Source organism: Pseudovibrio sp. Tun.PSC04-5.I4, assembly GCF_900104145.1.
Classification (GTDB): Bacteria; Pseudomonadota; Alphaproteobacteria; order Rhizobiales; family Stappiaceae; genus Pseudovibrio.
The window spans coordinates 390,496-403,077 of record NZ_FNLB01000006.1; the positions used below are offsets into that span (position 1 = coordinate 390,496).

The window sequence follows — 12,582 nt, forward strand, 5'->3', positions numbered from 1 at the left end:
TTTGCCGGTGAAGAGAGTACAAGGCACAAATGCACGCCTCAGTTCAGCGCAGGAATGCGACGAAATTTGTTGAACCTGATGATATATGTTGTTTCATTGTCATTCTTGCGGGGACAACACGGGTTTTCCCTAGAAATATTAGGGGCATAGATTCGAAGCGAGGCCGTAAATACGGCAAAATCCGATAAGAATTTTTTTGATTCGGACCACTGGGTATTCTCGAGGTTATGACGCGCTTGGCGAACATTTCCATTCTGTTTTCGATATCGGCTATAGCAGCGTCCTGCGGGACGGTTATGGTCTATCTTTTTGCGCGTCCTGTTGGAGAGGCTGTCGGCCTGTCCTTAGCTGCCATGTGCACCATGATTGTCGTTCATCTGATGTTGACCCGCTCTCAGGAGAAGTCATCCGTCTCCGATGCGGTTGACCGGATGGAAGAGCGCATTGCCGCTATAGATGATGATGTCGGGAATCTTGAAGGCCGCCTCTCTGGGGTGGAACACAATATTCCGCGCCGGACACGTGAAGAGATTGATCCTCTGTTCGCGGAAGTTGAAGTTATTGGCTCCCTTGTAAAGCAGATGGCGGAAGCCATGGCTGACATGGAAACCAGAATTGAAGATCAGGGGACGGCCCTTGAAGACCACCGGGTGAAGCAAGCGATGTTGCCGCCGCAACCTGCGCAGCGTTTAGCAGCTCCACAACCAGCCCAGGAAGGCTCAATGAATCTGGCAGGCCAGGCTGCTGCTGCTTTCGCAGCTGGCGCTGTTAAACCAATGCAACCTCCACAAGATGCCTTTGCTGATGTAAGAGCGCCGGAAATGAGACGCCCAGCTCCGCGCATGCATCATCCCAATGCGGCTTTGGCCGAAGAAATTCGTGCCAGCATTGAAGCGGGACGCGTTGATCTCTATCTCCAGCCTATCGTGACACTCCCACAGCGCCGCGTGCGTTATTACGAAGCGCTGACCCGTCTACGCAAAGCAAATGGCGACACACTGGAGCCCATCGAGTTCCTGCAGGAAGCTGAACGCACTGGCCAGATGCCTGCAATCGACAATATTTTGTTGTTCCGCTCTCTGCAAATCCTAAAGCGCCTCGCAACACGCAATCGCGAAGCAGGGCTGTTCTGTAATCTGTCACCAAGCACATTGATGGATGAGAATTTCTTTCCTGGCTTTTTGGAATTCGTTCGCGCCAATGACACATATTCAGACCTGTTGATCTTTGAGTTCTCGCAGGCTGATGTCGCCGTAATGAGTGCCATTGAGTATGAGAGCCTAGCGGCGCTCGCTGAAATCGGGTTCCGCTTCTCTGTAGACCGGATCACAGATCTAAGAATGGATTTTCGTGCTCTTGCTGAACGTGGGTTCCGCTTTGCTAAACTCCACGCATCTCGTCTACTGATGCGTGAAGATGACCTCGCAAAAAGCAACATCCATCCCGCAGACTTTGGCAGCTTGCTACAGCGCTATGGTATTGAGCTGATTGTGGATCATGTTGAGAGCGAAAGCACTGTTCTTGAGCTACTTGAGTTGGAAATCCGCAGTGCGCAGGGCTTTTTGTTCTCGCCGCCGCGCCCAGTACGGGCAGACGTTCTCCAAGGTGCGCCAAATCCACGTCCTATAAAAAGAGAGGCGAGCTGACATTTCGTCAACCCGCCTCTGATTTTCGCATAAAGAAGTTGTGTCAGTTCGCTGTCACTGGCTCACCAACCGTCACAAAGGTTGGTTCGATGCCACTAAACAGGTCGCGTGCAACATCCTTCACGCCTTCCAATGTCACAGCATCCACCATCTCATTGCGTTTCTCGATGTAATCAATACCCAGTTCCTGAGTTTGAATACCGGTGAGCTGACGCGCAATGCTGCTGGAGCTGTCAAAGTTGAGGGCGTAGGAGCCAGTGAGGTAAGATTTGGCTTCTGCAAGCTCAGCAGCAGTTGGGCCGGTTTGCGACATACGCACCATCTGCTGCTTGAGGATATCAATCGCTTCACCTGCTTTGTCAGGGCGTGTTCCTGTTGAACCCATCAGCAAAGCTGTGTGCTGATAAGGGACGAGATAGGAACCGACTGAATAGGCCAGGCCACGCTTTTCGCGGATCTCATCATATAACCACGACGTGAAGGAGCCACCGCCGAGAATATGGTTCATGACAAAAGCAGACATGAACTTAGGGTCGTGGCGTTTCAAGCCTGGCAAAGCGAACTGGATGGAAGTCTGCGGGCTTTCAAAGTCCACATGAATAGTCTTGTCGGTGATTGGCTCAACCTCAGCAATCGTAACGAGATCGCCGTCTTCAGGAAGGTCCGCAAATACCTTGTCCAGAATGACAGCAAGCTCATCAGCGCTGATGGCTCCGACAACGCCGATCTTCAAAGAGCCTTTTGCAAAGATCTTTGAGTGTTGTGTCCTTAAGTCCTCCGAAGTCAGTGTGGTAACTGTCTCTTCGGTTCCACGAGTTGGACGACCATAAGGATGATCAGGGAACAACGTTTTGGTTAGTGTCAAACCTGCCAAGGCATCTGGACGCTTCAAACTGCGACGAATACCGGAAACGGTTTGCGCCTTCATACGATCCAGTGGTGCTTGATTAAAGCGAGGCTCGTTAACTGCCAGACGAAGCATCTCAAAAGTATCGTCTTTGTTGACTTGCAGGCTTTGGAACGACCCATAAAAGAAATCCCGGCCACTGCTGAAGGAGAGGCTCATTGTAAGGTCTTCTATACGTCCCTGAAACTCCTGAGAGGTCAGATCTCCAGCGCCTTCGTCAAGCATAGTGCTTAAAAGGTTGGTTACGCCAAGCTTGTCGAGCGGATCCTGAGAACTCCCACCCTTGAAAGCAAAATTCATGGCAATGATTGGCACTGTATAATCTTCAACCAGCCACGCTGTTATGCCTTTGGAGCTCTTAACCTCTTGTATTTCAATCGCGTGCCCGTCTCTTGCAAAACCTGCAATGAACAACAGGCTAAGCGCGAGCAAAGCAAACAGGCTTGCAATGAAGCGCTGGCTTTGCGTGGGAGAGGAAACAATTACTTTCGCGGTCATACTGTGAATTCCCCTCAATCTTGTTTTTCTGCAGCAGGTTCAGGTTTGGCAGCTGGCTTGAGATAGCTGGCAACACTAGTTTCCTGAAGGTACTTTTGAGCGACACTATGCACTTGTTCTGGTGTGACCTTCGCAATGCGGGCAGGCCAACTCTGAACTTCATCAACTGATCCGCCAGTGGTAAGCGCAGTCCCGAATATACGAGCCAGAACGTCCTGCTTATCTTGAGCGTAGATAGCGGAAGCGAGCATGGACCGTTTGGAGCGCTCCACTTCTTCAGCTGTTACACCGTTTTCAATAATACCATTGATGACGGCCAGAGCTTTTTGTTCAAGGTCTGCAAGTGAAGTGCCATCCTTAGGGGAGGCATAAAGGATGAAGCGTGTAGCGTCCAACGCAGTTGATTGATACCACGCACCGGCGCTGGTTGCGATTTGTCCTTCAACAACGAGATCTTTGTAGAGCCGGCTGTTGGCACCACCGCCCATGATGTCGGAGAGCACTTCAAGCGCCTCAGATTCTCCGGGGGCTGATGTTGTGGAACTCGGTACAATCCAACCATGCTGAAGGCTAGGCTGTGCCACTTGATCACTTTGCAGCGTGACTTCCCGGTTTCCCGGAACCACCTGAACCTGTGGGCGGTCACGTGAGCCCGGTTCAGCGCGTTGTTCAACCTTGCCATAGGTCTCGTTTGCGAGCGCTAGAACGTCTTTCTCATCCACATCACCTGCGACAATGAGAATGGCATTGTTAGGCGTGTAGTATTTGTCATAAAAGGCGATGGCATCGTCTTTATTGAGCGCAGAAATTTCGTTTTTCCAACCAATGACAGGAATGCCATAGGGGCTGTTTGGAAATAACACCTGATCGAATGTCTCGGACAGGCGTGCAGCTGGACTGCGATCCACACGTTGTGACCGCTCTTCCAGAACCACATCACGCTCAGGAATAATCTGCTTTTCAGTCAGGATGAGGTTGGACATACGGTCTGCCTCAAAACCCATCACCATCTTCAGGTGTTCTTTTGCGACCTGCTGGTAGTAGGCGGTGTAATCCTGAGAGGTAAAGGCATTCTCTTGCCCGCCAACTTCAGCAACCTTTTTGGAAAAAATGCCCTCTGGTGCAGTGCTAGTTCCCTTAAACATGAGATGTTCAAGAAAATGCGCGAGGCCGGATTTACCCGGTTGCTCGTCAGCCGCACCCACTTTGTACCAGATCATGTGGGTAACAATAGGTGCACGACGATCAGGAATAACGATAACCTGAAGGCCATTATCCAATGTGGATTGGGATATGTTTTTTCCGCCTATGCGGATATTTGAAAAATCTTCAATAGAGGCTTTGCCAGCGTTATCAGCCGAAAAGACGGCAGTGGGGCTGGTAAAAAGCAGAAGGCTCAGAGCGAGAGCCTTAAATGGAGTAGACCGACCAATCACGAGGGGAGCTCCCTTTGAAATGAGCAAGACACAGCTCATCATTCTATAGCGTGATCGTGGTTAATCTCCTCGTGAATTATTCGTAATCTATTGCGAACATAATGAAAAAAGCGCGAACAAGGTCGCGCCTACTTCATATTTTCGTAAGGAATTGAGCAAGGCGGGCAAAACCCGAACCTTGCAATAACAATTGGTTACTGCTTGCTCATATCGATGCGAGCACCGTCTTCAATGGCAGCAGCTTCACGTTTCTTACGAACTTCTTCGCTCTCATCAACATCAGGTGTTGCAAAGGCAATACCTGATACAGGAGTGGAATAATCCACTGGCGGCTCAGTCAGGTAACGACGCTGAGGCTTACACTGTGGATTGTCTGGAGAACAAATAGGCGTTTCAACCGCAGCGCCACCAATTTGTTTTTGAGCTTCCTTGTATTTTTTTCCAAGAGCAGCAAGTTCTTTGGGACTTAATTTGTCGCCATCCAAAAGCTGCTGTTGCCGTTTCTCAGCTGCAAAGTCGCGAGGACGTGCTGCGACCTTCTTCAGGGAAGGATGGCCGCGCATCTGTTCAATAGAAAGTGGTTGGCCCGGTTCTACCTTGTAGAAGGCACGGATTTCTTCCAGCTCTTGCTGGGAGCGATCTTGCGGCCAGTTGCTTGCAACCTCGGTCAGTTTGCGACTATCCGGCCGAGGGAGATTGTCAGCTTTGGAAGGCATCACGAGCGGGGCACGTTCTTTGTACTGAATGTCCGCATTTCGTTGTGATTGCAGCCCAACAGCATTCATCACTTCGGACATCAGGCCAGAGTCGCTGGATTCGCCTCCATCACTAAAATCACCAGCGCCAGTCATACACGCGGACAATGTAAGTGAGAACGCGCAAACGAGAGACGCACGAACGACGAATTTTCTGCTACGGCTTTGCAATTTCATTACCCTTGTTTCCCGATCACCATCAAAGCGGTGTTTGACAGGCATCACGGGTTTTATGACGGCCTGCGAAATCTGTAGTCTTCATATTCCAGTGATGCCACCTTAAAGCAGGAATCACAAAAGCATGAAGGCCCTATTAGTGAAGTTATGCCCAGAACCACCCGATATTCCCCACATATAAATGAGAATTAGGCAGTATTAGGGCCGCTCCTCGCGATTCTTACCAATAAACAATGTGTCCAGAAGTAATCCTGCGGCCCCAAGAACGATCCACACGTCTGCCAAATTGAAGACGTACCAAGAGAATTCACCCACATGGAAGTAGATGTAATCGACGACCTGACCATAATAAAGCCGGTCCCATCCATTGCTAAGTGCGCCAGATAATACAAGTCCGAGGCAAAAGGCTTCCAAACGATTAGTAGAGCGTGTGCTCCAGAACCAGATGAAAATGGAAGCAAGGATGGTAAAGCCAGCAAGTCCCCAACGCCCAAGTTCTGTTGTTTGTTGGAACAGACCGTAAGACACACCTTTGTTCCAGACCAATACCAAATCGAGAAATTGGCCTAAGGGAATCGGTGGTGCACCGCCACCGGAAAAATACCCGACAGACCAGAGTTTGGCGGCCTGATCAATGACCAGGCCAACCACAGCCAAAAGGAGGACCAGGGAACTGTAACTTCCCCAAAACTTCAGCTTTTTCAAAGCAAACCCTCGTCGTCAGAAGCTCAGGCAGCAGCGCCGTCAATTTCGCGTATTGCAGCCGCATCGCGCAGTGTCAGATCTGGATAATCAGCATCTGTTCCAACTTCTGGAAGGATCTTCCAAGAGCGAGCACACTTGTTACCTTCAGCAAGACCTGGAACAACACCAACGCCAGCAATGTCATCAAGAGCAAACGCACCTTCTGGAGCAGCCTCAGAAGACAGGCTCAACTGAGATGTAATCGCAATTTCCGCCATATCCAGTCCAGAAAGGGCAGACATAAGCTCAGCATCAGCCACGTAAACAGTTGGATGGTTTTCCAAGGAAGAACCGATACGCTTTTCACGACGCTCAATTTCAAGAGCACCAGTGATCACACGGCGGACTGTACGGATCTTTTCCCATTTGGCGGAAAGATCATCATTACGCCATGCAGAGGAAACCTCTGGGAACTGCTGAAGGTGAACAGACGTTGCAGCATCGCCATAACGGTAGTTCCAGCTCTCTTCCATGGTGAAGGGAAGGATTGGTGCCAGCCACAAGGTCAGGTGACGGAACAGCTGCTCAATCACATAAAGCGAGGACTTACGCTTTGCAGAAGAAGGGGCATCACAGTAAAGCGTGTCTTTTCGAACATCGAAGTAGAACGCAGACAGCTCAACAGACATGAAGTTGAACAGCGTAGAGCAAACGCGTTTGCTGTCGAATGCGTTGTAGGCATCACGAACCTGAAGATCCAAATCAGCCAAACGGTGCAGCATCAGCTGCTCCAGCTCATTCATGTCGGCCAGAGTAACTTCTTCGCCTTGGTAATGAGACAGTGAGCCAAGCATGAAGCGCAGTGTGTTGCGCATCTTACGGTAGGCATCAACGTTGGTCTTGATGATCTCAGGGCCGATACGCTGATCTTCAGCAGAATCCACAGAACCAACCCACAAACGCAGGATGTCCGCGCCGTACTGTTTGATTATGTCTTGTGGTGCGACCGTGTTGCCCAAGGATTTAGACATCTTCCGACCATGCTCATCCATAGTGAAACCATGGGTTAGAACGGCATCATAAGGAGCGCGACCCCGGGTGCCACAACTTTCCAGCAGAGAAGAGTGGAACCAACCGCGATGCTGATCTGTACCTTCAAGGTAAAGAACGTAATCATCACCGCCAACGCCTTTGCGGTTCGGGTTCAGGTCTTCACGACGTTCCATGCAGAATGCGTGGGTTGAGCCGGAATCGAACCAAACATCAAGGATGTCGGTTACTTTTTCGAAGTTTTCAGCATCGTAGGCCTCGCCGAGGAAGCGCTGTGTTGCGCCCTCATCAAACCATGCATCCGCACCTTCGTTCTGGAAAGCTTCAAAGATGCGTGCATTGACTGCATCGTCCTTCAAAACATCACCAGTTTCTTTGTTCACAAGCACGGTGATCGGCACACCCCATGCACGCTGACGGGAAAGAACCCAGTCAGGACGCGCTGCAATCATCGCGTTCAAACGGTTCTGACCTGTCGCAGGCACAAAGCGGGTCTCAGAAATGGCTTTCAGCGCGCGAGCGCGCAAAGTGTCACCCTTGGCTTCTTCGGTAAGCTCTTTGTCCATGTAAACAAACCACTGAGGCGTGTTACGGAAGATCAAAGGTGCTTTTGAGCGCCAGGAATGTGGGTAGGAGTGCTTAACGCGGCCACGAGCGATCAGGCGACCAACTTCAGTCAGTTTCTCGATGACGGCTTTGTTGGTGGAACCTTCCTTGCCCTTGCGGTCAAGAATGTAGCAACCTTCAAACAGTGGCACATGCGGGTAGTAAGCACCATCTGGCTGCACTGTCATTGGAACTTGTTCAGTACCAGCCTTGGCAAATGCATCCCGGTTATCCAGGAACATCTGGAAATCTTCCTGACCATGACCAGGCGCCGTATGTACAAAACCTGTACCAGCATCATCAGTGACGTGATCACCAGCCAGCATTGGGACCTTAAAGTCGCTGAAGTAAGTTCCGGCACCGTCTGCGTGTGCAAGTGGGTGTTCGCAATATTCGATCTTCGCAGGGTCTACATCCCCAACGCGTTCATAGGCAACAACGCGGGACGCCTCAAAAACACCACTTGCAAGGTTGTCAGCAAGAATAAACTCTTCACCAACCTTCGCCCAGTTGTCCTCTGCAGCTTCAGTAACATTGTATAGGCCGTAGCTGATGTCGTGAGAAAATGAGATCGCACGGTTCGCAGGGATGGTCCAAGGCGTGGTTGTCCAGATAACCACTTTCTTGCCGATCAGCGCGTCATCGCCGGAAACCACATTAAACGATACCCAGATTGTGTGTGACGTATGATCTTCGTACTCGACCTCAGCTTCAGCAAGGGCAGTTTTTTCAACGATGGACCACATAACTGGTTTGGAACCACGATACAGCTGGCCGGATGTCGCGAACTTCATCAGTTCTTTAGCGATCACAGCTTCACTGTCGTAGCGCATGGTCAGGTATGGGTTGTCCCAGTCTGCTTCAATGCCAAGGCGTTTGAATTCTTCACGCTGAACATCAATCCACTTTTCTGCGAACTCACGGCATTCCTTGCGGAACTCGTTGACCGGTACAGCGTCTTTGTTCTTGCCTTTTTTGCGGTACTGCTCTTCGATCTTCCACTCGATTGGCAAACCATGACAATCCCAGCCCGGAACATAGTTCGCATCAAAGCCCTGCATCTGCATGGAGCGGTTGATGATGTCCTTCAAGGTCTTGTTGAGCGCATGGCCAATGTGGATGTTGCCGTTCGCATAAGGAGGGCCATCATGAAGAATGAACTTAGGCTTGCCTGCGGCCTGCTGGCGCATAGCTGTGTAAAGATCCTTGTCTTTCCACTTTTCTAAGATCTTAGGTTCGTTCTTAGGAAGGCCGGCTCGCATAGGAAAGTCGGTTTTTGGCAGATTGAGCGTATCTGAATAATCGCGGCTCGTAGTATCGGTCATGTGGCAGTCCGCTTATGTGGGCACGTGTTTGCCCATCGGCATTTGTAAAAACGCAAGAAGGTGCGCAAGCTTAATAGATCTGCCGCTGGTGCAGCAGTTGTGGGTCTCCCGGTACTTCAGGGCGCCAAATAGGGCGTCTCAGCTGAAGGCCGGGCCAATAATTCGAAATTGGCACACCTTGGAGGAAGTCAAAGGAGCAGTCCTGTTATCATTAAACTCAGCTAACATAATGAGAGCTTTTAGCAGCGGTTCCCTGAGGAATAAAGAGCTAAAGCGTTTTCCCTGAAAGTGGCCCCATTTTTCAAAGAAAATCCGCATAAATTAGGGAATAAACGCGCCTGCGCTCAATAATGCCGTTTAGGGGAGGTCTCAACCAGTTGCTCACTTGCCATTTGCCGCCGCGTCGCGGTCCGCTCGCGGTGTGCAATGTAAACACCACCGCCAGCAATCAAGGCAACACCAAGCCAGACAAACATGTCAGGAACATCCCCAAACAACACATAGCCAACGGCTGTCGCGCTGATAATCTCTGTGTAGCTTAACGGAGCAAGCACGGATGCTGGTGCGCGATCAAACGCCAGAACGATACACCCGTGTGAGGCAAAGGAAATGACACCCATCAGCAAGAACAGAGGTAGATGCGGGAGAGCCGGAGTGGTCCAAGCCGCTGCCTCAAACCCCAAGAGGCTGGAAATGATGACCAAGGGAGTAAGCGTCAGCACACCTGCAACACCCGTTGCAAGTTGAATGCCCAGCAAAGAGGCCTTACCGGAAAGCTTACGAGTAAGCACAAGATAAAACGCAAAGCATGTCGCCGCAGCAAGCGGGAGTAGGGATGGCAAACCAAGCGCACTTGAACCAGGGCGTATGATAATCAAAGCCCCGATCATACCAATAAAAACAGCGGACCACCTGCGAACGCCCACTTTCTCTTTCAAGATAATGGCAGAGAGCATCGTGAGGATCATCGGTTGTACGAAGAAGATCGCAATGGCATCCGCTAAGGGCATGTACTTCAGGGAGCTAAAGAAAAAGATCGAGCAGATCGCAAGGCAAGCCCCACGCACCAACTGCATGCGGGTGATTTCTTTTATGAGCGAGCTGATGGACCGTCCCATAACCACAGCAATAACCAGCACGACAAGTGCCTGACAAAGAAACCGTCCCAGCGATACCTCAACAGGTGAAATAAATGCAGAAAGGTACTTCGCTGTGCCATCCATGAACGGTGCAAGCGACATGGCGGAAACCATAAAAAGAATGCCATGAAGGCCTGCGTTGGAGGCAGGGTTTCCCTGCGATATTGTTGTTGTCATGTTGTTCTCGGAAAATGGGGACACGCTGGCATATCAGAGTATGGGAGCGGGGTAAGGACACGTATTGACGCACCAAGCACAATGTTGCGCAAGGGACAGCTTTGCCGCGCACAGGTTCTATTCAGTGCAGTTATCTAAAGAGTTCTGAGGCCGATCCTCAACTATGCGAAGACTTGGGCTTTCTCTCTGCATGGGCAAGGATAATGCCGCTGGAAAAAAGCAGAAAAACCCCGACCCAGATGAACTCATCAGGCACTTCATTAAAGACCAGATACCCAATCAGGGTCGCTGAGAAGATTTCAATGTAGTTGACGGGCGCAAGGAGGGAAGCTGGTGCGCGCTCAAAGGCTTTCACAAGCAGAACATGAGCAATAAGCCCTGTACCACCAATTCCGAGCAGAAAGGTTATGGGGAGAGTGAAACTATCTGTCGGGTGGGAAACCACCAGTTCCCCGCCAAAACCTGTTAGCCACGCAAAAACGAGAATTGGCAGGATCAGCAAGGTGCCAGCAAAGCCGGTGGCAAACTGAATAGCGAGCTGGGAGGCTTGACCGGAGAGCTTTCGCGTAAGCATCAAATAACAGGCAAAGGAGATGGCGGCAGCCAGCGGCAAAAGCGCCGCCGGTTGAAATACACCGGTTCCGGGCCGAATGATGATCAAAACACCCGCAAAGCCCAAGAAAACGGCAAGCCAGCGTTTCATTCCCACTTGTTCTTTCAGGAACATGGCAGAGAAGATGACCAAAAACACGGGCTGGATGAAGAAGATGGCTGTTGCGTCCGTCAAAGGCAGATATTTAAGAGCGAAAACAATAAAAATAGATCCAACTGCAAGCAACAAACCGCGCACAAATAGCATGATAGTTGTCTCTTGCAGCAAACTCCTCCACGTCCGTTTATAAAATGGAGCGAGCGCGAGAATAATCACCAACTGCACAGCGAAGCGGAAGAACGATACCGTCAATGGAGAGAAAAAGTCCGAAAGGTATTTGACTACCCCATCCGTACTCGAAAGAATGAGCAAACCCGCCATCATGAATAAGACACCATGCAACGTGTTGTCCGCACGAGACGGAGCGGCTGCGGTAGTCGCTGTGGTCATTCTATTATCTTTCGAGTGTGAGCAGGCTTTTAGGTGTCTGCGTTGAGCACCATATCCAGACCTGAAAGTGGGCGCATGGAAGCAATCATCGCGCGTGCTTCTTCACTGTCTTTATCCATCTGAGCGATCAGAGCATCAATTCCATCGAATTTCTGTTCGCTTCTGATATAGCCAATAAAGCTGACAGATACGAGCTTTTCATAAAGGTCGCCTTTGAAGTCGAAAACATGGACTTCCAACAGCGGTGCGCCATCATCAAAGGTTGGACGACGACCAAAGCTGGCAACCCCATCATGCATTACACCGTCAATCTTGATTTGAACCGAGTAAATGCCTAGTTTCAGCTCGCAGTTTTCGGCCAGCTTAAGGTTGGCGGTTGGATAGCCAAGCTCACGGCCTCGCTTTTCCCCATGCTGAACGCGGGCTTCAACGAAGTAGCGATATCCCAGTAAGCCATTGGTGAGCGGAATATCGCCTTCTGCCAATGCTTCGCGAATACGGCTGGACGAAATGATAGTACCGCCTTCGTCCCCTTCAGCACCAACAATGGTCACAGCGAAACCGAGAGTCTCGCCCGCTTCACGCAGAAAATCTGGTGTACCCTTGCGCCCTTTGCCGAAGTGGAAGTCGTAGCCTGTGATGCTCTGCACAATAGCAAGTTTGTCGACGAGGATATCTTTAACAAAATCCTCGGCCTCCATACTCGCAAATTCCTTTGTAAAAGGAAGTTCAATAACCCCGTCAAGATGTTCTGCCTTCAAAATCTCCGCCTTGATATGGCTTGGAGTAAGGCGGAACACCGGATGGTCCGGGCGAAAAACTGTGCGGGGATGAGGCTCAAAGGTCATAGCGAGCGCTGGTACACCGAGCTTTTCAGCCTCTTGGCGTGCATAATCGAGCACAGTACGGTGACCGCGATGGACACCGTCAAAATTGCCAATTGCAACAACACTGCCGCGCAGCTCCTCAGGGAACTGCGCTAGGTCGGTGATATGTTGAAAAGAATGCGCCTGCTTGGTCGGCTCACTCATGAACTGTCCATCCCGCTCTATTAGAAGAATTTTGCGAGACGGTGCCGCG

General features: G+C 50.6%; 9 protein-coding genes. 1 reads left to right on the forward strand and 8 read right to left on the reverse strand.

The window, feature by feature from the left end; all coding sequences use genetic code 11:
• The first annotated feature begins 227 nt into the window (after nt 1–227).
• Nucleotides 228–1,646: an EAL domain-containing protein gene (locus BLS62_RS06830; RefSeq protein ID WP_093178555.1), complete on the forward strand. Its 1,419-nt coding sequence runs from the start codon at nt 228–230 to the stop codon at nt 1,644–1,646.
• 43 nt (nt 1,647–1,689) lie between these two features.
• Here BLS62_RS06830 and BLS62_RS06835 read toward each other — a convergent pair whose 3' ends face one another.
• From BLS62_RS06835 to BLS62_RS06870, 8 genes are all read right to left on the reverse strand, one after another.
• Nucleotides 1,690–3,051 (reverse strand): M16 family metallopeptidase, encoded by a 1,362-nt coding sequence (locus tag BLS62_RS06835; protein WP_093178558.1) that lies wholly within the window; start codon nt 3,049–3,051, stop codon nt 1,690–1,692.
• A gap of 14 nt (nt 3,052–3,065) precedes the next feature.
• Nucleotides 3,066–4,514, reverse strand: a complete 1,449-nt coding sequence (locus BLS62_RS06840) for a M16 family metallopeptidase (RefSeq protein ID WP_244283545.1) — start codon at nt 4,512–4,514, stop codon at nt 3,066–3,068.
• A 167-nt stretch (nt 4,515–4,681) separates the two neighbouring features.
• Nucleotides 4,682–5,419: a hypothetical protein gene (locus tag BLS62_RS06845; RefSeq protein ID WP_208990720.1), complete on the reverse strand. Its 738-nt coding sequence runs from the start codon at nt 5,417–5,419 to the stop codon at nt 4,682–4,684.
• Between the two features lie 198 nt (nt 5,420–5,617).
• Nucleotides 5,618–6,076, reverse strand: coding sequence for a signal peptidase II (gene lspA / locus BLS62_RS06850; protein ID WP_280141829.1), 459 nt, complete (start codon nt 6,074–6,076; stop codon nt 5,618–5,620).
• Between the two features lie 71 nt (nt 6,077–6,147).
• On the reverse strand, nt 6,148–9,084 hold the full coding sequence (ileS, locus tag BLS62_RS06855; protein WP_093178565.1) for an isoleucine--tRNA ligase: 2,937 nt from the start codon (nt 9,082–9,084) through the stop codon (nt 6,148–6,150).
• Between the two features lie 344 nt (nt 9,085–9,428).
• Nucleotides 9,429–10,400: a DMT family transporter gene (locus tag BLS62_RS06860; protein WP_093178568.1), complete on the reverse strand. Its 972-nt coding sequence runs from the start codon at nt 10,398–10,400 to the stop codon at nt 9,429–9,431.
• 157 nt (nt 10,401–10,557) lie between these two features.
• Nucleotides 10,558–11,502 (reverse strand): DMT family transporter, encoded by a 945-nt coding sequence (locus tag BLS62_RS06865; RefSeq protein WP_093178571.1) that lies wholly within the window; start codon nt 11,500–11,502, stop codon nt 10,558–10,560.
• A gap of 29 nt (nt 11,503–11,531) precedes the next feature.
• Nucleotides 11,532–12,533, reverse strand: a complete 1,002-nt coding sequence (locus BLS62_RS06870) for a bifunctional riboflavin kinase/FAD synthetase (RefSeq protein ID WP_093178573.1) — start codon at nt 12,531–12,533, stop codon at nt 11,532–11,534.
• Nucleotides 12,534–12,582: the final 49 nt, after the last annotated feature.

What these genes read in the sequence shown, in the direction of transcription:
- BLS62_RS06830 (WP_093178555.1), top strand. Translation starts at nt 228, where the DNA reads ATGACGCGCTTGGCGAACATTTCCATTCTGTTTTCGATATCGGCTATA.
- BLS62_RS06835 (WP_093178558.1), bottom strand. Translation starts at nt 3,051, where the DNA reads ATGACCGCGAAAGTAATTGTTTCCTCTCCCACGCAAAGCCAGCGCTTC.
- BLS62_RS06845 (WP_208990720.1), bottom strand. Translation starts at nt 5,419, where the DNA reads ATGAAATTGCAAAGCCGTAGCAGAAAATTCGTCGTTCGTGCGTCTCTC.
- ileS (WP_093178565.1), bottom strand. Translation starts at nt 9,084, where the DNA reads ATGACCGATACTACGAGCCGCGATTATTCAGATACGCTCAATCTGCCA.
- BLS62_RS06860 (WP_093178568.1), bottom strand. Translation starts at nt 10,400, where the DNA reads ATGACAACAACAATATCGCAGGGAAACCCTGCCTCCAACGCAGGCCTT.
- BLS62_RS06865 (WP_093178571.1), bottom strand. Translation starts at nt 11,502, where the DNA reads ATGACCACAGCGACTACCGCAGCCGCTCCGTCTCGTGCGGACAACACG.
- BLS62_RS06870 (WP_093178573.1), bottom strand. Translation starts at nt 12,533, where the DNA reads ATGAGTGAGCCGACCAAGCAGGCGCATTCTTTTCAACATATCACCGAC.